General features: G+C 48.9%; 29 protein-coding genes. 15 read left to right on the top strand and 14 right to left on the bottom strand.

Going from position 1 to position 24,898, the window contains the following annotated elements; translation table 11 throughout:
- Positions 1–38 precede the first annotated feature (38 nt).
- On the bottom strand, positions 39–629 hold the full coding sequence (locus tag ACOSVP_RS10735; protein WP_487347501.1) for a DNA-J related domain-containing protein: 591 nt from the start codon (positions 627–629) through the stop codon (positions 39–41).
- Positions 630–715: 86 nt separating this feature from the next.
- On the opposite strand from ACOSVP_RS10735, the gene ACOSVP_RS10740 reads away from it, so the two are divergent.
- Positions 716–1,396, top strand: a complete 681-nt coding sequence (locus ACOSVP_RS10740; protein ID WP_487347502.1) for a zinc metallopeptidase — start codon at positions 716–718, stop codon at positions 1,394–1,396.
- On the opposite strand, the gene ACOSVP_RS10745 is transcribed toward ACOSVP_RS10740, so the two are convergent.
- Complete coding sequence (locus ACOSVP_RS10745; protein WP_487347503.1) at positions 1,393–1,839, bottom strand: GNAT family N-acetyltransferase; 447 nt, start codon at positions 1,837–1,839, stop codon at positions 1,393–1,395. The genes ACOSVP_RS10740 and ACOSVP_RS10745 overlap by 4 nt on opposite strands.
- A 199-nt stretch (positions 1,840–2,038) precedes the next feature.
- On the opposite strand from ACOSVP_RS10745, the gene ACOSVP_RS10750 reads away from it, so the two are divergent.
- Positions 2,039–2,290, top strand: a complete 252-nt coding sequence (locus ACOSVP_RS10750; RefSeq protein WP_487347504.1) for a type II toxin-antitoxin system Phd/YefM family antitoxin — start codon at positions 2,039–2,041, stop codon at positions 2,288–2,290.
- Positions 2,287–2,544: a Txe/YoeB family addiction module toxin gene (locus ACOSVP_RS10755; protein ID WP_487347505.1), complete on the top strand. Its 258-nt coding sequence runs from the start codon at positions 2,287–2,289 to the stop codon at positions 2,542–2,544. The genes ACOSVP_RS10750 and ACOSVP_RS10755 overlap by 4 nt, the downstream gene beginning before the upstream one ends.
- Positions 2,545–2,701: 157 nt before the next feature.
- On the opposite strand, the gene ACOSVP_RS10760 is transcribed toward ACOSVP_RS10755, so the two are convergent.
- The 8 genes from ACOSVP_RS10760 to ACOSVP_RS10795 form a co-directional block, all read right to left on the bottom strand.
- Positions 2,702–3,151: a hypothetical protein gene (locus tag ACOSVP_RS10760; protein ID WP_487347506.1), complete on the bottom strand. Its 450-nt coding sequence runs from the start codon at positions 3,149–3,151 to the stop codon at positions 2,702–2,704.
- Between the two features lie 323 nt (positions 3,152–3,474).
- Positions 3,475–5,139 carry a choline dehydrogenase gene (gene betA, locus ACOSVP_RS10765; protein ID WP_487347507.1) on the bottom strand — a complete coding sequence of 555 codons (1,665 nt, stop codon included), beginning with the start codon at positions 5,137–5,139 and terminating at the stop codon, positions 3,475–3,477.
- Positions 5,140–5,154: 15 nt separating this feature from the next.
- Positions 5,155–6,612: a betaine-aldehyde dehydrogenase gene (gene betB / locus ACOSVP_RS10770; protein ID WP_487347508.1), complete on the bottom strand. Its 1,458-nt coding sequence runs from the start codon at positions 6,610–6,612 to the stop codon at positions 5,155–5,157.
- A gap of 260 nt (positions 6,613–6,872) precedes the next feature.
- Positions 6,873–7,178: an isoamylase early set domain-containing protein gene (locus tag ACOSVP_RS10775; protein WP_487347509.1), complete on the bottom strand. Its 306-nt coding sequence runs from the start codon at positions 7,176–7,178 to the stop codon at positions 6,873–6,875.
- 355 nt (positions 7,179–7,533) lie between these two features.
- On the bottom strand, positions 7,534–9,267 hold the full coding sequence (gene olsF, locus ACOSVP_RS10780) for a bifunctional ornithine lipid synthase OlsF (protein ID WP_487347510.1): 1,734 nt from the start codon (positions 9,265–9,267) through the stop codon (positions 7,534–7,536).
- A gap of 170 nt (positions 9,268–9,437) precedes the next feature.
- Positions 9,438–9,623 carry a hypothetical protein gene (locus ACOSVP_RS10785; RefSeq protein WP_487347511.1) on the bottom strand — a complete coding sequence of 62 codons (186 nt, stop codon included), beginning with the start codon at positions 9,621–9,623 and terminating at the stop codon, positions 9,438–9,440.
- Positions 9,624–9,707: 84 nt separating this feature from the next.
- A complete protein-coding gene (locus tag ACOSVP_RS10790; RefSeq protein WP_487347512.1) occupies positions 9,708–10,394 on the bottom strand; it encodes a ChrR family anti-sigma-E factor in 687 nt (228 codons plus the stop codon).
- Positions 10,395–10,399: 5 nt separating this feature from the next.
- Positions 10,400–10,975, bottom strand: coding sequence for a sigma-70 family RNA polymerase sigma factor (locus ACOSVP_RS10795; RefSeq protein WP_487347513.1), 576 nt, complete (start codon positions 10,973–10,975; stop codon positions 10,400–10,402).
- A gap of 166 nt (positions 10,976–11,141) precedes the next feature.
- Here ACOSVP_RS10795 and ACOSVP_RS10800 point away from each other — a divergent pair, with 166 nt between their 5' ends.
- The 9 genes from ACOSVP_RS10800 to ACOSVP_RS10840 all read left to right on the top strand — a co-directional run bounded on the left by ACOSVP_RS10800 (position 11,142) and on the right by ACOSVP_RS10840 (position 17,913).
- Positions 11,142–11,594, top strand: coding sequence for a nuclear transport factor 2 family protein (locus ACOSVP_RS10800; RefSeq protein ID WP_487347514.1), 453 nt, complete (start codon positions 11,142–11,144; stop codon positions 11,592–11,594).
- On the top strand, positions 11,591–12,346 hold the full coding sequence (locus ACOSVP_RS10805) for an SDR family NAD(P)-dependent oxidoreductase (protein ID WP_487347515.1): 756 nt from the start codon (positions 11,591–11,593) through the stop codon (positions 12,344–12,346). The genes ACOSVP_RS10800 and ACOSVP_RS10805 overlap by 4 nt, the downstream gene beginning before the upstream one ends.
- Positions 12,347–12,358: 12 nt before the next feature.
- The gene (locus ACOSVP_RS10810; protein ID WP_487347516.1) at positions 12,359–13,612 is read left to right on the top strand and encodes an NAD(P)/FAD-dependent oxidoreductase; all 1,254 of its coding nucleotides are present in this window, start codon (positions 12,359–12,361) and stop codon (positions 13,610–13,612) included.
- Positions 13,612–14,388 carry a DUF1365 domain-containing protein gene (locus tag ACOSVP_RS10815; protein ID WP_487347517.1) on the top strand — a complete coding sequence of 259 codons (777 nt, stop codon included), beginning with the start codon at positions 13,612–13,614 and terminating at the stop codon, positions 14,386–14,388. The genes ACOSVP_RS10810 and ACOSVP_RS10815 overlap by 1 nt, the downstream gene beginning before the upstream one ends.
- A gap of 10 nt (positions 14,389–14,398) precedes the next feature.
- Positions 14,399–15,661, top strand: coding sequence for a class I SAM-dependent methyltransferase (locus tag ACOSVP_RS10820; protein WP_487347518.1), 1,263 nt, complete (start codon positions 14,399–14,401; stop codon positions 15,659–15,661).
- A 26-nt stretch (positions 15,662–15,687) separates the two neighbouring features.
- The gene (locus ACOSVP_RS10825; RefSeq protein ID WP_487347519.1) at positions 15,688–16,212 is read left to right on the top strand and encodes a DUF2878 domain-containing protein; all 525 of its coding nucleotides are present in this window, start codon (positions 15,688–15,690) and stop codon (positions 16,210–16,212) included.
- Positions 16,205–16,903, top strand: coding sequence for a hypothetical protein (locus ACOSVP_RS10830; protein ID WP_487347520.1), 699 nt, complete (start codon positions 16,205–16,207; stop codon positions 16,901–16,903). The genes ACOSVP_RS10825 and ACOSVP_RS10830 overlap by 8 nt, the downstream gene beginning before the upstream one ends.
- 34 nt (positions 16,904–16,937) lie before the next feature.
- The gene (locus tag ACOSVP_RS10835) at positions 16,938–17,477 is read left to right on the top strand and encodes a DUF3833 domain-containing protein (protein WP_487347521.1); all 540 of its coding nucleotides are present in this window, start codon (positions 16,938–16,940) and stop codon (positions 17,475–17,477) included.
- A 73-nt stretch (positions 17,478–17,550) separates the two neighbouring features.
- Positions 17,551–17,913 (top strand): DUF6164 family protein, encoded by a 363-nt coding sequence (locus tag ACOSVP_RS10840; RefSeq protein ID WP_487347522.1) that lies wholly within the window; start codon positions 17,551–17,553, stop codon positions 17,911–17,913.
- Between the two features lie 7 nt (positions 17,914–17,920).
- Here ACOSVP_RS10840 and ACOSVP_RS10845 read toward each other — a convergent pair whose 3' ends face one another.
- Complete coding sequence (locus tag ACOSVP_RS10845) at positions 17,921–18,337, bottom strand: CBS domain-containing protein (protein WP_487347523.1); 417 nt, start codon at positions 18,335–18,337, stop codon at positions 17,921–17,923.
- 76 nt (positions 18,338–18,413) lie between these two features.
- Positions 18,414–19,382, bottom strand: a complete 969-nt coding sequence (locus ACOSVP_RS10850) for a DMT family transporter (protein ID WP_487347524.1) — start codon at positions 19,380–19,382, stop codon at positions 18,414–18,416.
- A 110-nt stretch (positions 19,383–19,492) separates the two neighbouring features.
- Between ACOSVP_RS10850 and ACOSVP_RS10855 the strand changes: the two genes are divergently transcribed.
- The 3 genes from ACOSVP_RS10855 to ACOSVP_RS10865 all read left to right on the top strand — a co-directional run bounded on the left by ACOSVP_RS10855 (position 19,493) and on the right by ACOSVP_RS10865 (position 22,252).
- Positions 19,493–20,425: a LysR family transcriptional regulator gene (locus ACOSVP_RS10855; RefSeq protein WP_487347525.1), complete on the top strand. Its 933-nt coding sequence runs from the start codon at positions 19,493–19,495 to the stop codon at positions 20,423–20,425.
- Positions 20,426–20,508: 83 nt separating this feature from the next.
- A complete protein-coding gene (gene rlmF, locus ACOSVP_RS10860; protein ID WP_487347526.1) occupies positions 20,509–21,456 on the top strand; it encodes a 23S rRNA (adenine(1618)-N(6))-methyltransferase RlmF in 948 nt (315 codons plus the stop codon).
- Positions 21,457–21,523: 67 nt separating this feature from the next.
- The gene (locus ACOSVP_RS10865) at positions 21,524–22,252 is read left to right on the top strand and encodes a 1-acylglycerol-3-phosphate O-acyltransferase (protein WP_487347527.1); all 729 of its coding nucleotides are present in this window, start codon (positions 21,524–21,526) and stop codon (positions 22,250–22,252) included.
- Here ACOSVP_RS10865 and ACOSVP_RS10870 read toward each other — a convergent pair.
- Together ACOSVP_RS10870 and ACOSVP_RS10875 are read right to left on the bottom strand one after the other, a co-directional pair.
- Entirely contained in the window at positions 22,247–23,605 is a 1,359-nt protein-coding gene (locus ACOSVP_RS10870) for a DUF3482 domain-containing protein (RefSeq protein WP_487347528.1), read from the bottom strand. The genes ACOSVP_RS10865 and ACOSVP_RS10870 overlap by 6 nt on opposite strands.
- Before the next feature lie 10 nt (positions 23,606–23,615).
- The gene (locus tag ACOSVP_RS10875; protein ID WP_487347529.1) at positions 23,616–24,845 is read right to left on the bottom strand and encodes a DUF2868 domain-containing protein; all 1,230 of its coding nucleotides are present in this window, start codon (positions 24,843–24,845) and stop codon (positions 23,616–23,618) included.
- Positions 24,846–24,898: the final 53 nt, after the last annotated feature.

Genomic DNA, 24,898 nt, shown 5'->3' on the forward strand with positions numbered 1-24,898 from the left:
AGGTAAAAACGGTCAGACTGAAGAAGCGTGCAATAAGTTCACGCTAACGCATGAATAAGACATTCATAGGCTTGGCGTAGACTGATAAAACGCTCGGGATCGCCACCGCGGTCTGGATGAGCATCCCGCGCTAGCTTGCGATATTGACGCTTAATCGCCTCTTTATCATCAATGAAGTCAACGTGTAAAGCTAGAGTCTTTAAGGCATCTTTACGCTCATCAAGTGTAGCGATACCGAGATAGAAACTTTGTAGCAGCTGCTCGACGTCGTCTTTGTCAGTGTTGACGTATTCGTCCCAGTCCATGTAGTAGGCGCCTAATTTGGCATCGTGACTGTCGGATAGAAGGGTACTATCGCTAGCTGGCTCGGGGGGAGCGTATTGCAGGTTAACGCGCATGCCAATGATATTGAGGGTGATTTGCTCCTCAGTCCAAAGGCTATTCTTAAGCTGGTATAGCGCATTCATGATCAAAAAGTGTTGGCGAAACAACAACAAGTTATGATCCTCTGCCAGCTTCGTTAGCATAGGATGCTTTGTTTTTAGCGCCTTCAGTAGATCATATTCTTCGGTACCCTCAGGGTGATCGCGAAGAATGGCTAAAATATCAGGTATTAAAGGGTTTCTCATGACGGTGCTCCAAGCTCAATTTAAGTGTAGATGACACGAATTGGATGGGTCAAAGCGCGACATGTAACCATGAGGTTAATTTACGTATGATAGTGTACATTCTGTTACTTTTGCTGCTTATGGCGGTATTTTTCGGCCCACAATGGTGGGTGAAGCGAGTGTTAAAGCAATACCAAGCGCCGCGTCCAGACCTGCCTGGCACCGGTGGCGAGCTTGCTGAGCACCTACTAAAACGCTATGAATTACATGATGTTAAGGTCGAATCCACCGATGAAGGGCGCGATCACTATGATATCCAAGCCAAGGCTGTACGCCTCAGCCCCTATGTCTTGAATGAACGTTCATTGACCGCCGTGGCGGTTGCCGCCCATGAAGTCGGCCACGCCATCGCTCATCACCGCCAAGAAACCGTGGCGCGCCTAAGAACACGTTATTTGCCCTATGCCATGATGGTACAGCGTCTTGCTGTCATTATGCTGTTCGCTTGGCCACTGATCAGCGCCGCCCTGCGTTTGCCCTATACACCGGCACTGCATGGACTGGTGATTGTCACGCTGGGCCTGGTAACCGTATTTGTACAGCTGGCGATCTTGCCGGAGGAATGGGACGCCAGCTTTAATAAGGCGCTACCGATATTGAAAAAAGGCCGCTACCTGCCCAGCCAAGATATCCCCAAGGTGCGCCGCATCCTGACCGCCTGCGCCATGACCTATGTAGCCTCAGCCTTGATGAATATCTTGCTGTTCTGGCGTGTGCCGAGACGTTAGAGAATGACCATTTCCATTGGCTGATAGGTGAGTCCTGCGATTTCACCAACCTCGTCAACAATCTCAAAACCGTAGTTCTCATAAGCTGATACGGAAGTGAGAGACGCTTTGACCGTTACCGTATCACTACGAGCATACCCCAATAACTCTTCGAGCAAGGCTCGACCGATGCCTTGCTCCTGCTTGTCAGGGCGCACAAATAGCATGGATAAGTGATGGCCTTCGCGCAGCTCCGCCACCCCAACGATGTCTTTCTCTGCTTCGGCTACCAGCATGACAGTGTCTTGGTTCATACGTTCTGAAAATGACTCAGGTGCAGAAATTTTTCTAAAGGTTTCGATGCCTTCATCGCAAATCATCGGCGCAACAGAATGGTTGAAGGCTGCTAAACAGACCGCACTGGCGGCGTCCAAATCTTGGGGAGTTAATGTCCGTATAATCATGAAACGTCCTTAGTAAAAGTCGATTGCTCATCTTTATATAAATTCAAGCATTGATCCAATGAAGTTTAGGCTGACAGGTATCAGCATTGATTTAAATGTGTTCATGTACCTTAGAGTCTTCAAATACAGCTTGTACGAGAATTGATCAAAGAACTATAATGTACTTAATTCTGTACATGTACGATTTGAGGTTTGTTTTATGGACGCTATTAGCTACACCACTGCAAGAGCAAATTTAGCGAGCACGATGGAAAAGGTCTGTAATGATCACTCGCCAGTGATCATTACTCGCAAGAGTGAAGCGCCAGTCGTGATGATTTCACTTGAAGACTATGAGGCTATGCAGGAAACGACTTACCTACTGCGATCTCCTGCGAATGCCAAGCGACTGCTGGAATCCATGGCTGAGCTTGACGCTGGGAAAGGCGAAGAAAGGGAATTGATTGAATGAAGCTGATGTTTTCAAGTCATGCTTGGGATGAATATTTATATTGGCAGACCACGGACAAGAAAGTCTTAAAACGAATTAATACCTTGATCAAAGAGATTCAGCGACAGCCGTACGAAGGCATTGGTAAGCCAGAACCATTGAAGCATGGCTTGTCTGGCTATTGGTCAAGACGCATTAACGATGAGCATCGGATTGTTTATCGGTGTGATGAAGATACTTTGATGATTGCACAGCTTAGGTATCATTATGGGTAGTATTGAGCTGTGATTAAGTCTGCTTCTTGGGAGTCGATGCAAGAAGGCCGCCCTGATATCTTACAGGCGGCGATTCAATTTCAAAGGCAGGAACGCTGGTTCAGCTGGGGCGTGCCGTGATTGAATTGGCACGGGAGGAGTGATGAAAACACCGAGCTTATTTTAGCATAGGATAAAGGTTGTAGATGTGTTCTCTTACTTCGTTTTCAAGTTCTTGAGCCTCAGCTTCCCACGGTTGGTGATCTGCTGAAAAATAATTAGGATCATTGGAATCTAAACCAATAAACGCCTTACCTTTCCAGTTCGTAAAGTCTACACAAGGTTCTAAGTCCTGTTTAAGCATCTGAGCTAAGTGTATGGCTTCATGAGGTATTGCCCATACCAGAGCTTTTAGTGGGCTCTCTGCATTAAAAAGAATTACTGGTTTACCGGTGTTATCAATTGTTGCTGCCGCAAAGAAAGCCTTTTGTTCAAGACTTTGGTTCATGTCATATCTTGTATACCAGCTTCCCATTACTAGCCCTTTTTCAACAAACCCAATATCAACAAGTTTTCCTAATGATTGCCCGGCAATTAAATCAACAATATCTTTAATTTCAGTACTCATATAAATTCCTTTTTAATGGATTCTTTAGCTTATATAAACATATTTAATACAAAGTGAGATAGCCTCTATATCGCCACCAAAACAATTTTGCAGCGACTTCTAGCGCTTGCGCGTAGAGCAAAAAATTGGTTTTGGTGGCTGGGATGTGAGGTCTAATAAATCTGTAAGGCTAGTGGTATCAGCTGGGCTAATTGTCTGAGGCAATGGGAAGACCGCTCCCCGAGCGGAGTCGGGTGTACGGTTCTGATTTTGGGAACGGCAATCTACAGACGCAAAAAAGGCCTCCGAGGAGGCCTAAAAAGGAGTAACGCTGGACCCAGCAACTAACGTTGTTGAGTTTGGTACTCAGGGTGAATCCATACCGGTGCATTCGCTGGCGGAAGTAGGGATTTCCCTAAGATCATATCGGCCGCGCGTTCAGCGACCATGATGGTCGGTGCGTTTAAGTTGCCGTTAGTAATGGTTGGGAAAATAGATGAGTCCACTACACGTAGGTTTTCTACGCCACGAACTCGACATTCCTCGTCCAAAACCGCCATCGGGTCGTCGTCTGCGCCCATCTTACACGTACAAGAAGGGTGGTAAGCGCTTTCAACGTTGTCTTTTACCCAACGGTCGATCTGTTCATCCGTTTGAACATGCATACCTGGTTGAATTTCTTCACCACGGTACTGATCCAAAGCTGATTGTTGTAGCAATTCACGGGTTAAACGGATGGTGTCGCGCCAGTCCTGTTTGTCCTGTTCTGTGCTCATGTAATTAAACTGAATGCGTGGTTTGGCTTCTGGATCATTCGATTCGATCCAAACTTTACCGCGGCTTTCTGGTTTGTTCGGGCCCACGTGTACTTGGAAACCGTGGCCATCTACCGCTGCCTGACCATCGTAGCGCATCGCTGCAGGTAGGAAGTGATATTGAATGTTTGGCCATTTAAGTCCGGCACGAGAGCGGATAAAACCACAAGATTCAAAGTGGTTGGTGGCGCCTAAGCCGTCTTTAAACAGAATCCAACGGGTACCTATCATGCCTTTGCTGATCAGACCCAGTTTGCTGTTTAGGGTCACCGGCTCTTTACACCAGTATTGGAAGTAAACCTCCAAGTGATCCTGCAGGTTTTCACCTACGCCAGGTAGGTTGTGTATGACTGGCACGTGAGCGTTATCCAGTACTGCTTTAGGGCCCACGCCTGAGCGTTGTAAAATGGTTGGCGAGCCAATGGAACCCGCGCTTAGGATCACTTCTTTGCTAGCTTTGCTTTGTTTGATCTGACCGTTTTCACGGTACTCAAGACCCACCGCACGTTTACCCTCAAACAGCACACGCTTGGTAAGAATGCCCGTCAATACCGTTAGGTTGGGACGCTTCATGGCACGGCGAAGGTAGGCGTTTGAGGTGGAAGCTCGCACGCCATCTTTGACCGTCATATGCATCGGGCCGAAGCCTTCTTGGCGGTAACCGTTGTAGTCGTCGGTCATGCCATAACCCGCCTCTGCGCCCGCGTTGATAAACGCTTGGTACAAAGGGTTCATGGTCATGTCGTTACCGTTGTTGGTCGACAATGGGCCTTCGCCACCACGGTAGGTATCAGCGCCGCCTTTCCAAGATTCTGCGCGTTTGAAATATGGCAGCACGGTTTGGTAGTTCCAACCTTTAGCGCCGTGCTCTTCCCATTCGTCGAAGTCACAAGCATGACCACGCACGTAGACCATGCCGTTGATCGAAGAAGAGCCGCCTAGTACCTTGCCGCGTGGACAGTGCATTTCACGGCCATCTAGACCTTCTTCTTTATCGGTATGGAATTGCCAAGCGTACTTGTCCGTATTCATTGGGTAAGACAAAGCGGTTGGCATTTGGATAAAGATACTCTTATCCGAACCGCCCATCTCGACTAATAAAACCGAGTTATCGCCGCTTGCGCTAAGACGATCCGCTAGCACACAGCCTGCGGAACCTGCGCCAACAATGATGTAATCGTATACCTTGCTCATGTTGCCTCCGCGATCTTAGTAAGGGCTAGGGATGTCAGTCATAGACACTAGAACGCTCTTCACTTGGGTGTAAGCGCGCAGTGTTTCGATACCGTTTTCACGGCCAATGCCTGACTCTTTGTAGCCGCCTACTGGCATTTCCGCTGGTGACGCGCCCCAAGTATTGATCCAGCAGATACCGGCTTCTAGCTGTTTAATGACGCGGTGGGCACGGCTTACGTCTTTAGTAAAGACGCCCGCAGCCAGACCGTATTTGGTGTCGTTAGCGCGGCGGATGGCTTCGTCTTCGTCTTTGAAACTTAGCACTGACATCACTGGGCCAAAGATTTCTTCGCGTACCTGTGGCATATCATCGGTACAGTCGGTGAAGACGGTTGGTTTTACAAAGGCACCGTTTTCACAACCGTTTTCAGTGTAGCGCTCACCACCACATAGCAGTGTAGCGCCCGCGTCTTGTGCAGCTTGGATGTAACCCAATACTTTTTCCATGTGGCCTTGGTTGATCAAGGAACCCACTTGCGTGTTCATGTCCATCGGATCGCCGATGATCATGGCTTCAGTACGTTGTTTCAGCTCAGCTTTAAAGGCGTCTAGCATGTCTTCGTGGACGAAGACGCGGGTACCGTTGGTACACACTTCACCTTGGGTGTAGAAGTTAGCCAACATGGCACCGGAAACGGCTTGGTCCACTGGCATATCAGGGAAAATGATTAGGGGAGATTTGCCGCCCAGCTCCATGGTCACTTCTTTTAAAGAAGACGCTGACGCAGACATAACTTTCTTACCTGTGCCCACTTCGCCGGTGAACGATACTTTGTCGATCTCAGGGTGGTTAGTGATCAGTTGGCCAGTGCGAGCGTCGCCTTGCACTATGTTGAATACGCCGTCAGGTAGACCCGCTTCGGTGAAAATCTCTGCCAGTTTGTACGCCGTTAGCGGTGTTTCTTCAGAAGGTTTGAAGATCATGGCATTACCTGCCGCAAGTGCAGGACCAGATTTCCAGCAAGCGATTTGAATCGGGTAGTTCCAAGCACCGATGCCAGCGCAGATGCCTAGCGGCTCACGGCGTGTGTAGTAGAAGCTGTCAGCGTTTAAATCTTGGAAATCGCCTTGGATCTTGTCGGCAAGACCAGCGTAGTACTCGATTACATCGGCGCCCGTTTGGATGTCTACAACGATGGCTTCTTGTAACGGCTTACCAGTATCTAGGACCTCAAGCTTGGCAATCTCTTCATTGTGCTCACGCAGTAAGTCCGCAGCACGCTTTAAGATGCGACCACGCTCAACACCACTCATCGCCGCCCAAACGCGTTGACCTTGTTTCGCTGAGTCGATGGCTGCTTGCAGTTCTGCTGCACCTGCCATTTCCACTGTTGCTAGCAACTCGCCGGTAGCTGGGTTGTAGGTATTGAAGGTTTCACCTGTCGTTGATGCAACGTAGCGGCCGTTGATGTATTGCTGCTTATTTGCCATGTCTCACCTCTCAAAGCTTAGAAATCGTGTCCTTTAATGGACTGAATTAGGTTGCTCAATCTGGTTTAGCGTTAGGCTAATTTTTTATTAAATGAGCGTTTAATAAAAATCATTGTACATAAAATGAGTGATTTTGAAATGGATAGAAGAAAAATTTTTTATGAATTTGTGGAAAAGTGGCTGAGAGGCGGGCAAAGCGGGCATAAAAAAGGGCCTTTGCTCAAGGAGCAAAGGCCCTTCGGAACCTTAGACGAAGGTAATTACAGTGCCAGTACGCAGTTGTGTTCCGAGCTAACGGGACTTGGCGTGTAGGCGTCTGCGCTGTCATCGTTTAGCCAAGTGGTGCCATCCACCAAGTAACGGAATTGGTACTGCTTGTCTTTCTCAAGATTGAGCGTCGACGCAAATACACCAGTCTTTTGCTTACGCATCGGGGTAGCCGATTCGTCCCAATCATTGAAGTCTCCCACAAGGAAGACTTGCTTAGCGCCTTCCAACTGTTCTGCTGGTAGCGCAAATTTAACTTTGCACTCGGGTTTGGTTTTCAAATAGGTTTTTTCGATCATCTTCAGCTCCTTGAGTCCGCTACAGGATTTCGTGACTTATGCACATCCAGCTATTTTGCAAGCAAGTCTTACGCCAATGGGGACAAGTTAGGGGGTTATCCCCAATCCGCCCTTGTTAAACGCTCCTATAACCGATACTACATAAGTTAAGCGCTAAATATGAGGGCGTATTGTCTAAACAATGCACAATTTTTTGGCCTAAACGACTAAAATTCAAGCAGTAACACCATAATAATGAGGAGGTTTCCATGGAATTCGCTCACATTGTCTTACTGATTTTAGCCGTCGCCTTAGTTATTAAGCTTGGTTACCTTTGGTATATCAAACACCAACAGCAGGACTCACATCACTCACATCATGATTCTTGAGTCATGTCACTCGGCGTTAGGTAACGTTTGCGTTTACTGTCTTTTACTTTCTCTAAATCCACCAGCACTAGACCGTCTACGCAGTAGCCAAAGCTTGCGTCGACACCAAAGTCTAGGAAGCGCACGCCGCCGTCGTCACACAGTTCACTGTACTGTTTGAACAGCGTCGGTACGGCGGCACCTAGATTGCCGAGTTGTTCTTTCAGGTTTCTAAAATCATCTTCGTAGCTTGTGCCAGTGAAGTAGCTCTTCAGCAGTTCCTTGTGTTCCGACTGAATCGTATAGCGGTTGTAAGAGGCCGCTAAATGCTCCTGATCTGCAAAGTAAGTGCGGTAGAAATGCACGATCATGTCTTTTGCTAGTGGCGGGAAGTTGCCACTCAAGCTCACTGGGCCGAACATATAGCGCACTTCTGGGTGCTTCATCAGGTAGGCGCCGATGCCATACCAAAGGTAATCTAGACTGCGTTTGCCCCAGTATTTTGGCTGCACAAAACTACGACCCAGCTCAATGCCTTGCTCGAAGTAGGATTCCATATCGCAGCTGTAGCTAAATAGAGTACTGCTGTAGATGCTGTAATCTTTTTCAGACTTTAGGTAACGGTAGACTTCGCCGATGCGGTAGGCGCCGACGATTTCCAGCTCTTCTTCGTCCCACAGTACCAAGTGACGGTAATATTGATCGTACTTGTCTAAGTCTTTTTGCTCGCCGGTGCCTTCGCCCACTTTACGAAACGCGATTTCGCGCAAGCGACCGATTTCCTGCATTAGGCTGGATTCGTGTTCGTATTCCGCGAGGTAAATCTGCTTGTTGTCTTTGGTCGAGCCTAGGTGTTCCGCTCGTTTGAGCTCTAATTTTAATTGCTGACGATTTTGTGGGTGCGAGATGGTTTTCTCGGTCTTCAGTAATGGCTTGCGACCCTTGGCGATGCGGTACAAATGACGCTTCACCAGCTTGTTCTTTTCTTTGGTGCTCAGGGGCAACTTGGCCAATTCTTGAATCGGAATCGGCTCACCCACTTGAATTGGAATACGACGGTTACGCTGGCGGAACATTTCGTTGGCCAACTGCATGGTCGACAGCGGACGGTAGACCCAAGAACTGGTGTAGAACATCATCGAATTACGGCCACCGATGTGCACTGGCAAGATCTGGCTGTTAGTTTTCTCAGCGATTTTTAAGTAGCTCGAGTTCCATTTCAGATCTTTCACGCCGCTTGGAGAGAGGCGTGAGACTTCGCCGGCAGGGAAAATGATCACACACTCTTCACGGTGCAAGCAGTCCATGATGGCTTTTAATTGCTTACGGCCAGTTTTGCCGCCGATGTTGTCGACTGGTAGGACCAGACCTTTTAGGGCGTCAAAGCCCATCAACAAATCGTTGGCGACAATTTTCACATCGGGGCGAATTTCAGCGATCAAACGTAGAATCGCCAAACCGTCTAACGCTCCCAAAGGGTGGTTGGCAACGATTAACGTGCGGCCAATGGCGGGAATATTGCGGCGATCCACTTGGCTCGCTTGATAGCCGAAGTTGAAGTGATCAAGTACACGATCGATAAACTCAAAGCCGACACAATGGCCATGTTGTTCAAGGAACTGGTTAACTTCGTTTTCGTGAAAAAGACGCTTTAAAAAACTGATGGTTGGCTTGGTGATAAGAGGGCTCTTATCGAAAAAACCTGGGGCCTTGCTAGAAATAATTTGTTCGACTTGTAACACGATTTAGCTCCGCTAACCTTTTAATATCTCTTAAACAGGCTAGGGAGCGACGGTGACAGCTCGGTGACGAATTTGTGTCCACTTGATGACAAAGTGAACAGCGCGGTGCTAAGTCATAGGTACAAAAAACCGAGGCACAAAAAAGCCGATCAGTGATCGGCTTTAGAGGATTATTCAGCTTTAGGCTTGCTGTTGCCTAAGGTGATATGGCGTGAACCTTTGAAATTACTTTGTCCACTTACGCCTTGGTCGATCTGTTCGATTTGTCCACCACGTGCCAAAAACTCTTCCATTTGTTTTGCGATTGTTGCAGACGTCTCCGCTGGAACATCGGCTTGTTTCTTCTTTGCCGCCATGGTGTATTCCTTGTAGTTTTTAGATTGAGGTCTAATTATATCAGATTTCAAAGGCCATGGCTTTAGTTTATTTTTTCGCCGACGTTAGCCGCCGTTCAGAGCACTACTAGGGTGAAAATAGCGCATGATGGGATTCAGTAATCGAGTCAGCCAGCCGGTAAATTCGATTGGCGAATCGAGCACGATCAGACAAATGCACTCAGCGTCTTTGGTCACACGAGGCTGGTGTTTGTCATGATGATCGCGACAAATAAAGTCACCTTCGCGGTATAACCCGTCTTCGTCAGAAAATGCCCCTTTCAGCACCACGGTAATCTCGTTACCGGTATGGCGATGGCTAGGTAAGCGTGCACCGGGTTTGACTCGTGATAACGCAATCTGCGCGCCGCCCATCTCATTACATAGGGTGGCTAGCTTGAAAGAGGGGGTTAAATGAATCCAGTTCAAAGCATCGAAGCCCTTTGGAATAAAGCGACGCAGTGACTCTGGAATATGCAACAAGCTTCCCTTGCTCTCTGTGTTCAGAGTGTCTGAGTCAGACTGGGCAATGGCCGCCATGACATTTTGCTTGAGCTTTGCCATGTGCTCTTGGCTGGTGGTTTCGCTATGACTGGCGAACAGCTGAGCGCCGACCATATTTAGACGTCTGACTTGCTCACGACACTGAGAACATTGGTCAAGGTGTACGGACACTGCCAACCCGTGCGCAAGGGGCAGAGCGCCGGCAGAGTAATCGGTCAATGTATCGAGTGTTGGATGGCAGCTAAGCATAGCGACTACCTCTTAATGATTACAGATAACTTGTTCAACGCGAGGCGTACACGAGACTTGACGGTACCAAGCGGTAAGCCAAGTTCTTCTGACGCTTCGGAATGACTTTTGCCTTCTAAGTAGACTTTCGACAGCACTTGCTGCTGCTCGCTAGGTAGTTGGCTCAAGCCGTTACGAATACGTTCTTCGTCGCGTTGTTGTTGCGCTTCACGAAATGGATCGGCATTTTCGTCGGCCATTTCACTCCAAAATTCTTCCGGATCGATGTCACTTTGGTAACGTCCATTTTTGCGCATGTAATCAATACGCGCATTTCGAGCAATGGTAAAAATCCAAGTGTTTAACGACGCCGTGGCTGGATTGTACAAATGGGCTTTGTTCCAGATACGAATCATCACTTCCTGTGCAATATCATCCGCCATCAAATTCGCACCAGGTTGTGCCGCCAAACAAAAGGCGCGAATACGGGGTGCGTAATGATCAAATAGTCGTTCTAAGGCGCGGGTATCCCGTGCGTCAGCGACTTGTGTCATGGCATCCAGCAAGCTGGTGTCAGTGGTTGTTTCAGAAACAGTGTTCATCCTAGGGCTCCAAACGTGCACGTGGATCAGTCTGGGTGTGGCGAAGACCTCTTTGCAATAGCATTATACGAACATGTCTGGTGATCGGATCAGTGATCTAAAGATTTTTTCAGGACGTATAACTCAAACAGACACACTTGATATTAGGACGCATGGGATCATCTGTATGCAGGTAACCGACTCCACCTCAAAACACGCACTTATTGAACGCTTTAAGGCGTTTTATAAGGACGTTAAACATCCACGCCTCGATACCATTGGTGAAGTGTATTCCAGTCAGGTGAAGTTCTGCGATCCAGTGCACAAAATTCAGGGCTTAGCGGAGCTGCATGCGTACCTTTCAGACATGTGTGAAAACGTTGAAAGTGGTAGATTTGAGTTTTTAGATCAATTAGTTGGCACGGATACCGCGTACATAAAATGGAACATGTATTTCAAGCATCCTAAGCTTGGACATGAAACCCATGTGGTGCGCGGGATGTCACAGATTCAATTTGATGAGCGCATTTATTATCACGAAGACGTGTATGACATGGGGCAGATGATTTATGAACATGTGCCTGTGGTCGGTTGGGCGGTGAAAAAATTACGCCAGCGTCTCGCCATGGAGGGGAAATGAATACCTTAGCAAAACAAACCGTTTGGATTACTGGCGCCAGTTCTGGACTGGGTTTGGCGCTAGCCAAGCATTATCTATTAACCGGTTATAAGGTCATCACTTCAGCTCGGCGGGCAGGCGAACTAGAGGAATTACAGCGTCTCTATCCCGACGATCTGTACCATATCCCTTTTGATGTCAGCAAAGACAGCGATATTGAACCAGTGAAGCAGGCCTTGGAAGAACATACTAATCGTCTTAATTTGGTGATTCTAAATGCTGGTACTTGCGAGTATCTAGATATCGATCATCCTGACTGGGGGCTGTTTGAACGGGTTAACCAAGTCAATTACATGGGCATGGTGCGCTCGCTTCAGGTGTGTCTGCCATTATTGAAAAAGACTGAGCACGCGCATCTAGTCGGTATCTGTTCACAAGCCGTGCAAGCGCCGTTTATTCGCTCTGAAGCCTATGGCGCCAGTAAAGCCGCAGTACGCTATCTATTGGATTCGTTGCGTTTGGACTTAGCGCCAGATGATATTGCCGTGAGTTGCATTATGCCGGGCTTTATTGATACGCCGCTGACCCAGCGTAATGATTTCGATATGCCGTTTATTATGTCGCCAGAACAGGCGGTGCAGCGCATTGAAAAGGCCATTGAAAAGCGCGTGTACGAATACGCTTTCCCGAAGCGTCTGTCGGCGGTGCTCGCCATGGCGCGTCTGTTTCCTCGAACTTGGTTCAAACACAACGCACGTAAACGTGCCGAATAAGGGTAAATACGCATGAAAGTTGCCATCATTGGTAGTGGTATTTCTGGCTTAACCGCGGCCTATTTGCTGCGTAGTGACTATGACATCACGGTGTTTGAGCGCGACGCGCGCATTGGTGGGCATACCGCCACCAAGGTGGTGGATGATCAAGGTATTGAGCGTCATATTGATACTGGCTTTATTGTTTACAACGATTGGACTTACCCGAATTTCATCCGTTTGATGAAAGAGTTGAAGGTGGTCACCAAGCCCACCGAAATGAGCTTTAGCGTCAGCTGCGAGCGCACTGGCTTAGAGTACGGTGGCAATAACCTTAATACTTTGTTTGCACAGCGTAAGAACCTAGTGAACTGGTCCTTTTTGACCATGTTAAAAGACATTCTGCGTTTCAATAAAGAGTCGATCCAAGATTTGGAATCGGGCCAATTAGCAGCCGATATCACGTTGGGGGAATACCTCAAACGCCAAGGCTATGGTGAGACGTTTGCCAGTCATTATTTGATCCCTATGGGCAGTGCCATTTGGTCGGCAACACTGCAAGAAATGATGGCCTTTCCGCTAATATTCTTTGTCCGATTCTTTAAGAATCACGGCTTGTTGAGTGTGAGCAATCGACCTCAGTGGCATGTGATCCAAGGGGGCTCGGGAGCGTATTTAAATCCCTTAACGAAGCCTTTTAAGGACAAGATTCGCCTCGAAAGTCATATTGAGAAAGTGGTGCGCGCACCAGGCAAGGTAACGTTGCACTTTGCTGATCAAAGTACTGAAGAATTTGATCATGTGATTTTTGCCTGTCACAGCGATCAAGCATTAGCGCTGCTTGGTGATGATGCGTCGCCCAAAGAGCGTGAGATCCTGGGGGCGATCCCTTACCGCAACAATGAAGTGGTGTTGCATACGGATACGAGTTTGTTGCCCAAGGCCAAGCTGGCTTGGTCAAGTTGGAATTACCATTTAGGCACGGATCAAACGAAGCCTGCGACCCTCAGCTACAACATGAACATCCTGCAGGGCATCGAAGGCTCCAAAGATACCTTTGTTGTGACCTTGAACCACAGTGATTGGATTGATCCGAATAAAATCATTGGTCGCTACACTTATGCTCATCCGACTTTCACCTTAGCGGGCATTCAAGCGCAAGAGCGCTGGCACGAGATTAACTTTGGCAATACTTGGTTCTGTGGCGCCTACTGGCGTAATGGCTTTCATGAAGATGGCTGTTGGAGTGGGGTGCGTGTGGCCAAAGCATTGGGAGTGAACTGGTAATGTCGGACTGGGCCAGTGCTCTGTACACTGGGCGAGTGCGCCACCGCCGTTTTAGCCCGCGTCAGCATAGCTTTAGCTACGAGGTCGCCATGGTGCTGTTTGACTTGGATGAAGTGGAGCAGATACTGGCGCTGACCCCTTGGTGGTCGGCGAAACGCTGGCGCCCCGCGCGCTTTGTGCGGGATGATTATTTTGGCGATCCTTCCAAACCGTTAAAACAGGCGGTTTTGGATGAGGTAAATGGCCGTTTAGGTCTCGCTTTAACCGGTCCGGTTCGCCTGCTGACCAATGCTCGCTACTTTGGTTATTTGATCAATCCGATCTCGGTCTACTACTGCTACGACGAGCAACAACAACTGCGTGCCATGCTGTTGCAAGTGACCAATACCCCTTGGGGCGAAAAGGTCGCTTATGTCTTTTCTTGTGATCCAGAACGCACCATTCAACGTACTCATATCAACAAGTCGATGCATGTCTCGCCGTTCCATCCGATGGAACATTTTTATGACTGGCGCAGTAATCAGCCGGGCGAAAAATTAGCGATTCATATGCAGAACAAAGAACAAGATGATGAACAACGATGCATTTTCGATGCGACCTTATCTTTGCGTCGAGAGCCAATCACTAAAGCCAGTTTGACGTCGATTTTATGGCGTTATCCTTGGATGACCGCCAAGGTCGCTTGGGGCATTTATTGGCAAGCATTGAAGTTGTTCGTGAAACGTGTCCCTGTACACGATCACCCAAAACACAGCTTGGGGCATTCGTCCGATTAAGGAGTACTCAATGATCAATTCAGTCAGTCTCGGTTTGGGAAAAAAGGCAGCGCGTCGCGGCAGTATGGTTGATAAAGCGGCTAAGAGAGCCGTGCTTGCGATTTTAAAACGATTGGAAATTGGTCATTTAGTGCTAGAAGACGGTGAAAATACCTACACCTTCGGTGAAAGTCTTGCCAGCGCTCAATATCACGCCCATATCACGGTACACGATTGCCACGCTTACAAAGATGTCTTTAGCAATACCAGTATCGGAGCGGGTGAAGCCTATATGAAAGGCTACTGGAGCACGCCAGATTTGACCGCTGTGATCCGTTTGATGTGTGCCAACTTGAGTGTGATTAATGAAGTGGATGCCAATCGTCCGATTTGGTCCCGCTGGGCCAGTAAAGCGTTTCACGCCTTAAATGCCAATTCAAAAAAGGGTTCACGCAAGAACATTGCCGCGCACTATGACTTGGGCAATGACTTCTTTGAGCTGTTCCTTGATCCAACCATGATGTACTCAGCGGCGATTTACCCATCTGCTGAGGCGACGCTCCATGAAGCCTCAGTCCATAAGTTAGACCGAATCTGTCAGAAGTTAGAGCTAGGCCCAGAGGATCATTTATTAGAGATAGGTACCGGCTGGGGCGGCATGGCGATTCATGCGGCGCAACATTATGGCTGTCACGTGACCACGACCACGATTTCTCAAGAGCAATATGAATTTGCCAAAGCGCGGGTGAAGCAGCTTGGTTTGGAAGATCGTATTACGCTGTTGCTGGAAGATTACCGTGATCTAGCCGGAAAATACGACAAACTGGTGTCAATCGAAATGATCGAGGCGGTGGGGCATGAATATTACGACAGCTACTTCAGCCAATGCAGTAATTTGTTAAAGCCTGACGGCTTGATGGTGATTCAAGCCATTACCATTGCCGATCAGCGTTATGACTACGCGCGTAAGTCGGTGGACTTTATTCAGCGTTATATTTTCCCTGGTGGTTGTCTGCCCTCCAATGCCGTGATTGCCGACAAAGTAGCCAGCAAAACCGATATGCAGATCGTCGCCATTGAAGACATTACCGAACACTACGCCGATACCTTGGCGGATTGGCGCGAGCGTTTCCACAAGGCGATTGAAGCCGTGCGAGCCCAAGGGTTTGATGAGGTCTTCTGTCGCATGTGGGATTACTACCTCGCTTACTGTGAAGGGGGCTTTCGCGAACGGGCCATCAGTACTGGCCAGTTCGTCTTCGCCAAACCACAGTACCGCTTTTCGCGTCGTTAATTAGCCGAAGCGGACGGAGGCCTAGGATGCTTAAGTCTCTGCTGAATGCCATCAGTTTCCAGCTGTTCTGGTTCGCTTGTGTGCTCGGTGGTGATAACTGGGCGGTGGCGGCCATCGTGCTGTATTTCGTGATTCATCACTTTGCCTTTGTGCAAAATCCTAACGAATGGTGGCTGATCCTGTTGTTCGTTGCCCTTGGGGTGCTGATCGATGGCGCTTTAATCTTTGACGGTTGGCTGGTGATGCCGCCCTCTATCTGGACGTTCCCGATCCCGCCGCCATGGCTATTGGGCCTATGGGCTGGCGTTGGCTCGTTATTTCTCCATTGTTTGAGTTGGGGGCTAGATCGCCCTTGGTTATTGAGTGTGCTAGCGGCGTTTTTTGCCCCCATGAGTTACTTCATCGGGGCTGATTTCGCAGAAGTGTCATTAGGGCGCTCTACTATAGCCACATGGGCCTTGATGGCGTTTATCTGGTTTTGGTTGATGCAGATAGGCGTCTTCGCCGCCAAACTCACGCTAAAACATAATGGACCTAGACATCATGCTTAAACTTATTGCTACTGCGACTCTGGCTTTGTGCGCCATCCAAGTCAGTGCTCAAGCCCCCAAAACCGTGATTGGCGAAGCGTACGATTCCAGTTCCAACAAGCTATTGTATGTGGAAAAACACCGCTATGTGGAAGGCAATAAACACGAGGTGAAGTACTACAACGCCGAGGGCGAACTGTTTGCGGAAAAGCTACTAAGTTACGGTGAATATGAGCAAGCACCAGCGTTTGAGCAGACCAACGACTTACGTGGTGAATGGATCAAGGTCACCGAGCAGGGCGATCAGTTGAAAGTGGAGTACCGCGAGAAATCTGACTCATTGGTATTCGATAAAAAAATTAAGGTGAACGATCGCTTGTTGGTGGACGCGGGCTTTGATCGCTATGTGAAATTGCATTGGGATGCCTTGCTGCAGAATCAAAAGCGCGAAATTGAGTATTTGGTGCCGAGCCGTTTGACGACAGTTGGCTTTGAAGTGGGCCGTGTCAATTGTTTATCAGGTACCCGTGACGATGCGGTGTGTTTTGCCATTACGCCAACCTCTTGGTTTGTCTCGTTGGCGGTGGACCCGATTACCGTGGCCTATGATCCTGAGTCCCATAACCTGTTGCGTTTTAATGGTCGTGGCAATATCGCCAGCAGCTCGGGCAAGTACCAGACCGTCGATATTCATTACCAATACCCTGAATAAGTGTTAGAGCGTTAAGCGACTTAGGAGGCTTATTATGATTCGTGTTATCGCGTTGTTATTGTCCATGGTTTGGCTAACAGGCTGTTCATCCACCGCCATTGAAGAATACGCGAACAATCAGCCGGTGTTTAACGTACAGGAGTTCTTTCAAGGGGACTTGGTCGCGCATGGTGTGTTGAAAGACCGTGGCGGTAAGGTGACACGCTCTTTTTATGCGGACCTCAAAGGCAGCTGGAAAGACGGCGTTGGTACCTTAGACGAATGGTTTGTGTTTGATGATGGTGAGCGTCAGCAACGTACTTGGACTTTGACGCCAAATAGTGATGGTAGTTATACGGCGACCGCAGGCGATGTGATCGGAGCGGGGCAATTGGAAACCGCCGGTAATGCGTTGTTTATGCAATACGTACTTCGGGTGCCTTACGATGGCGACAGCATTGATCTAAATGTTGATGATCGCATGTATCTGGTCACGCCGGATCATTTGATTAACGAATCCGTGCTGACCAAGTTTGGTTTTGAAGTGGCGTCGATTACGCTAAGTATTCGCCAAAAGGCCCATCCCGTTGAATAAGCGTTTGATTGAGCAAGGGGGTCTGTTATCCTGCGCGGCGAACCCCGATGGATAACTAAGTGGAGAGAGTGGCGTGGCACAGTTGGTATTTCGTTTAAAGAATGTTCCTGACGAAGAAGCGGACGATATCCGTGAACTATTGAACGAGCATGATATCGAGTTTTACGAAACCAGTGCTGGCCGTTGGCAGATTTCCATGGCGGGGATTTGGGTGCGTGATAAAGACCAAGCTCAACGTGCTAAACAACTCATTGCTGAAGACCAATCTCAGCGCGCTGCCAGAGCACAACAAATTACTGCCCGTGACTGGATCGCAGGCTTTCTCACTCATGCACGCCAAAACCCAGTGGAGTTTATTTTTACTCTGGTGGCGGTATGCTTGGTACTTTCCCTCAGTGTGATTCCGTTCTACATCGGCAAACAACTTGCCAGCTAAATAAGCTTTAAACTGGGACACAGCGACGCTGGGCTTCTAGCAGTGTCTTAGTGACCAAACGGCGGGTAATCACACCAATCAGGCGGCCATCTTCCACCACGGGGAAGATTTTCGGTTTGTCTTCCATCATCAGTTTGGCAATTTGCATCACTTGCATGCTTGGGGAAACCGTCAACACTTCTTCACGCATGACACTTTCCACATTACCGGGTTGGTTGCAGTAATACACCGCTTGGCTCAAAGGCTCGATGAGGTCCTGTTCCGAAACAAAGCCAATCACTCGATCATAGCGATCCGTTACGGGGGCACCGCTTAATTTATGGCGCGCCAGTTGCTCTGCGCAATCGTCTATGCGGGTATTTGGATAAACGTGAAAGGTGTTGCGAGACATCACATCACGCACACAAAGGGCATCGAATTTCATAAACTTCCCCCCACTAAGAAATGACTATCCCTTCAGTTTAGCGGGGGTTTTCAAAATTGCCTAACCGCGCAATTTGCTAAGCGGCAGAGGCCTCAAGCTGCGCAAGCTTTGCTTGGCGTTTGTTCAAAGCCGCCGTGATAAATTGCACCGAAATCGCCGCCATCACCACCAACGCCATACCAAATAAACTTAAGCTATCGGCGTGACTGGATTCGATAATGCCTTGCCATAGACCCAAGGCGACACATAGCTCAGTGACGATAAAGGCAATCACTGGTGTCAGGGCAATGGAAGCGCTGACTTGTACCGTTTGCCAGTAGTTCATGGCTTGAGCGAAGGCACCGTAAGCCACTAAGGTATTAAAACAGCAGAACGCCGCGACCAGCGTTTGCGATAGATCCATTACCAACAACTCACTCGGTGAACTAAACGGCAGCATCACAACCAGAGCATAGAGGTAAATACCCAGCAAGATATTGGTCGATGATAAGGTTTTGAATAAAGACTTTTGCAACAGGGCGTAAAAGCACCAAGCACAGGCCGAGGTCTGCACGATCAGGAAACCTAAGGCAATCAGCGCCGGATCACCGGCTAAATTGCCGCTTAGCACAGGGTGAAAGAATACCAACATGCCCAAGGCTAAGATCGCAAAGCAGGCCCATTGTTGCCAACGGATGCGCTCTTTGAAAAACACCATACCGCCCACGGCAAGGAACAAGGGCGCCACTTGGAAACTTAGCTGAGCTACTCCAGGGTGCAAAAAGTCCAAACTCCAGGCAAAGAAGCTGTAGTTAATGATCAATAGAGTACCTGCGGCAAACAAGGTTAGCCATTGTTTGCGAGTCAGCAGGGTGAACTCTTTCAACTTGCCGCGCATACCTTGCCAAATCACCAGCACGATACCGGCCACAGAAAAACGCAGCCAGGTCAGGGTCACTGGATCCGAGAAGCCTCCGGAGAGCTTAAGCGCAATCGGCAAGGTGCTCCAAAACAGCACGCACAGGCTGCAGAAAAATAAACCGTACAGAAACTGTTGGCGCTGCATAGGGAAGCCCTCTGAAAGTGGTGAATAGGAATGATTAAATGGTGTGCTAGTTTTGCTCTTTTATCCAATGCATAATGGTTTTAATAATTATGCAATAAGTGGATAAAGCTATGCTGTCGAGCAACATGATGCATCTGGATATCAAAACCCTTACGGCACTGCTGTATTTATTGGAAGAGCGTAACGTAGGGCGCGTGGCGGATAAGCTGTATCTGAGTCAGCCGGCCATGAGTCGTATTTTAAATCGCTTGCGCGAGGCGTTTGATGATCCGCTGTTTGTGCGGACCAACAAGGGTATGATCCCGACAAGTAAGGCATTGGCGTTGGAAATGCCGTTGCGCCAAATCCTTGAGCAAATGAATGGCTTAAGCAGTGAGCTGGAGTTTAATCCGCACAAATCTGAGCGGGTGTTTCGTTTGCAGACCTCTCACTATCAGGCGCAAGCCTATATGCCGACCATCGCCGAACGCTTTTATCAATTGGCACCGAATGCCTCATTGGAAACCAGTCTGGTGACGGAAACCAGTTTGTTGCGTACGGAAAACCAAACCGTGGATGCGGTGCTTTGTAGCGAATATGTGCAGTTGCCGTCGCGCTTTCGACGCGAGCTGTTGGGGCGTGAGAAGTTTGGTTGCATCATGTCCAATCACCACCCCTTGGCGGCGCAAGAGCAGATCACTTTAGATGAATTCCTGTCCTATAACCATGTGCTGGTGACCTTAGGTGGCAGTACCCAAATTTACAGCGAATCGGCTTTAGGGGAGCGAGCCAAAGAACGTCGTTACACCTTACGCACGCCGTATTTTATGTCGGCCTTAGAAGCGGTGGGCAAAACCGAGCTGCTGTTCAGTACCAGTCAGTTGCTGGCGTTGCGCTTTCAAAAGCAGTTTGGTTTGTTGATCAAACCGCTGCCCTATGACTTCCCGCCAGTGAACTATTATTTATCTTGGCCTTCGGAACAAAGTCACGATCCCGGTGGTATTTGGTTACGAAACCTCTGTGCGGGTGTCGTTCAAGATATGATTCCCTATCCCGCTTCGTAGTAGTATTTGTTAGTTCCCGGTAAAACCCTTTAAAATAGGCATTTTTACCAACCCGTTTTCTACCAATTTGGCCAACTTAACGCATGTCGAAAAAAGAGCTCAAGTTAAAGCTACATCCACGTAATCCTCATCGTTCCCGTTATAACTTTACCTTGTTAGCGGATTCGTGCCCTGAGCTTGCGCCTTATATTCAGTTGAACCAATACGGTAGTCAGACCATCAACTTTGCCGATCCTAATGCGGTCAAGGCGCTGAACCGTGCCTTGCTCAATCATTTCTATGGGGTGTTGTTTTGGGACATTCCAGAAGGCTACCTGTGTCCACCGATTCCAGGGCGTGCCGATTATATTCATTACTTGGCGGATTTATTGGCGGACAGTAATGAGGGGCAAATTCCCCGTGGGCGTGGTATTCGCGCATTGGACGTAGGCACGGGGGCGAACTGTGTCTATCCGATCATAGGTTCGCAAGAATACGGCTGGCAGTTTGTTGGCTCGGATGTGAACCCGATCGCCATTCAAGCGGCACAAGCGGTGGTGGATGCCAACGCCAGTTTGAAAAAACGCATCAAGCTACGTTTGCAAAAAGATCAGCAGTCCATCTTTGATGGCATCTGGCAAAACGAAGATCTGTTTGATGTGAGTCTGTGTAACCCGCCATTTCATGCCAGTGAACATGATATGAAATCGGAAAACCAGCGTAAGTGGCGCGGGCTAAAAGGCGAGTCCAGCAACGCGCTGAATTTTGGTGGTCATGCGCCAGAACTTTGGTGTGAAGGCGGTGAGGCAGGCTTTGTCAGCCGTATGATCAAAGAAAGCGTGAACTACAAGGATCGCTGCTTCTGGTTTACCAGCTTGGTGGCGCGCAAAGAAAACCTGCCTGCTGTTTATCGAGCGTTGGACGCCGTGGGTGCGGTGCAGGTCAAAACGGTAGAAATGGCTCAAGGTCAGAAGATCAGTCGTTTTGTCGCTTGGAGCTTCCTTGAACCAGCACAAATTGATTTTTGGCGTGATACTCGCTGGCGCAAATAGCGAATTTAGGTAGACGACGAGCCTGTGGGCTAGAATTAAACGTCAACGTGATAGATAAGGTGCTGTGATGATCGCGTTTGTGCGGCTGGTGATGCTGTTTGTTCTGATTATTTTGGTGACCGCAGGAGGCTTGATCATGAGCCTCTTCTTGGCGCGCTCCAAAGACCGCGTTTACTACATCGCCAAAGCCTTTGCACCTGTGTCTAAGCTGTTTGGCTTAACGGTCTATAAGCACGTTTCCTACAAAGCCTATGATGTGAAACAGGCGGTTTACATCGGCAATCATCAAAACAACTTTGATCTGTTTACTTTTTCTCATGTGGTACCGCATGGCACCGTGACCGTGGGCAAAAGCACCCTAAAGTGGTTACCCTTCTTCGGTTGGCTTTATTGGGCAACCGGCAATTTTCTGATTCATCGTAATGATCGCGACAAAGCCATCGCCACCATCGCGCAAATTGTTGAGCAAATGCGTGAGACGGGGCTGTCCATCTGGATGTTCCCTGAAGGCACCCGCAGTCGTGGTCGTGGTTGGTTACCGTTCAAGCGCGGCGCGTTTCATGCAGCCATTCAAGCAGGGGTGCCGATCATCCCTGTGGTGTGCAGCTCGACCCATAATCAGGTCAAGCTCAATACCCTAAACAATGGTTTTGCCAAAGTAGAAGTGATGGATCCCATCTATACCGAAGGCCTGAGCGAAAAAGACATCCCTGAGTTGGTGAGCCGTTGCGAAGCCTTGATGAAGGCTAAGCAAGAAGCGCTAGACGAAGAGCTGGCCTTGCTCTATCTGTCATAAATCTTTGGGCAATCGCTGCTCGATCTCTTGTTTCAGTTGCGTGATTAACTCGTGTTCAGGTAATGGCGTCATGTCTTGCCATTCGGTGCGCTGTGCGATCTTGGCGAACAGCTTTTCCAAACGCGCTAACTCGGCTTTCTCTACGTTGGTGCTTTGACTGCCATGATAGGCCTGTTGCGCGGCGTGCCCCCGATGATGTAAATGTTCGATCAATTGGGTGCCTCGCCAAAGTAGGGCAATCAGGCTTTCTGGTTTAAGTGCTAAGACCGAGTGATTGCGCAATTTATTGAGCAAGGTGGACTTAAACGAACGGCCAGTTTGCACACCGGCACCGATCAGCGCCCCCAATGTAGTGGCGGCGCCAAGGCTGAGCCCCGCCGTTAAAATATCAATGCCGGCACCGATGGCCGCGCCCGCGGCGGCACTGGAACCAGTGCTAATGCCCCAACTTTTCAAGGTGTTGGCATCGAATAAATCCTGCTGCCATTGGCCTTCCTTAAGCGGTAAATCATCCAAGGCTACGTCTTCTTCACGAAACGCATACAGCCCTAAGCATTGCTTGATAAAGGCTTTTTCCTGCTGGCGAATACGATTTTCAAAGCGTTGGCTTTCCGCCGCAGAAGGCGTTTGCGTCTGACAGGTGGACTGGCTGGTGGCGCATTGCACTAAGGTTTGGCTCAGAGCCTGTTTTGCATGCTGTAAACGCAAGGCCGCGTCCTGCTCCCGTTGTTTGAGCAACGCTTGTAAGGCGTCGTATTGCTCGGGCAGTAGGCTTTGTAGGGTTTGATACAGCTTGCGCTCATCGGCGAGATAAAACGCCACCGTATCGTAGCGCACATGGGCGTGCAGCTGACGCTCGGCGAGGCTGCGTTTCCAAGCCGCCTCATGGTTATCTTGGCTCTGGCAGAAGTTCAAAATCGGCACAATGGGTTTGTTGGCACAGGCGAGAATATTCAGTTCATCCAGATATTTGCCCAGCGGCGCTTGGCGCAGGTCAATAACGTATAAAATGATGTCGCACAGGCTCAGTTGCTTGAGGATTTTAAACTCTTGCTCAAAATCGTCGACTAATTCGCTGTCCTGTTGCACTCCTGCGAGCCATTGTTCATTCGAACGGGCTTGGTAACTTGGCTCTTGGCGCGTTTGCCAAAGGCCAATGGAGTCCTCGAATCCTGGGGTATCAATCAAATCCAACAGCGGTTGCTCATTGAGCTGTAACGAGATCTTTTCCACATGACGAGTAGTGCCGGAATAATTTTGGATGTCGCCGAATTCATGATCACGGATTAAGGTGCGGATCAGAGAAGTTTTGCCCGTGTTGGCATGTCCGACGATAAGTAACGACGTTGGCATAAGTGATCCTTTATTGATCCGCTAAATGAGCGATTTGCTTTGATGCAATGCCACGCTCTAACAAGGCTTGCGACCAAGCTTCGACAAAGTCACTACCAGACAAATAAAACTGCTGGGTTTGCGGCTGTGCTCGTGCCATAAAACGCAAACTGCCGCGATCTGGGCTGACGTCTGCATCAATCACAATAATGCGTCCCGCTTGGTTTTCTTCAAGGTAGTCGTGCTGTGCTTGGCTGTCATTGAGGGTATGAAGCGCTGCTTGGTTTAGAGTGGCGGGCGCTGGGCGGCTCCACTCAAACAGGTAGTACTGCACTGTATCGGCCGGTTGTGGCGAAACGTCGACCAGCGTTGGACTACTCGGTGCTGTTGAGGCTTTGCTCTGAGGAGAGCTGTCCGCATCGAGAATTTCCCGTTTTGCCTTAGCACTAGGGCGTTTAACTGGCATCAGTGAACGCCATAAGGCTTGTCGTTGTTGGCGATAGAAACCATGGCATAAGACCACCAGTATTAAGCGTACGGCAACACCGTAAATCAGCACGCAAGATAAGATCCAAACGGCCCAAGTTTTACGGGTGGTATCGGGTTGTAGCAGTTGACCAATTTGGCTTAGGGCAATGTCGTTCATGCTAGGCACGCTAACGCCAAGCCAGGCTGGCACCACGCTAATCGCTTGTGTTAAGGCACGAAAGTCGGCTTGCGTGAGAAGAGTGGTTTCCCAAACAAATTGCACCTGATGAGTCATTAAGAAGAGTAATGCGCTAAGTAAACCGCCCAGTAAGTAACTCGCCCAAGCGCTGTGAACGATACGGCCTAAATGCCAACGGCCTGTCGCCCCACTAAAACGTAGACCAATCAAGTGGCTCAGGGTTTGTTCTGATAACCCCATAAGACGTCCGATTTTTTTCAACAGCAGCGTGAACCACGCGGACTGCTGTGATGTCTGTGAAGGGCGACGGAATTGACTCAGTAACCAAAGGACTAAGCTGAGCAAATGCGTGCCTAATAAGACAATTAACAGCCAGAAAATATTCAGCTGTTGATCGTTGTCGGTGCGAAACGCCAGCGGCGCGGCAAGGCAACCAATGATGAAGCAAACAAGGATTAGTCCCATTTGTAGATATTTGGCAAGGGCCAACACCTTGCCATAGCTTTCCCTATGGCTGCTATCTGCTACGTTTAGAGTGGTGCCGTCATTGATAAGACTCTGCAAGGCGGCTTGCTCGTTGTGCTGAACTGTCATGAATCGGGCTTCCTAAACATTAATCTTTTCACGTTAACGAGTTAACGCTTTTT

The sequence above is a fragment of the Marinomonas sp. HM11-D genome, assembly GCF_057626615.1.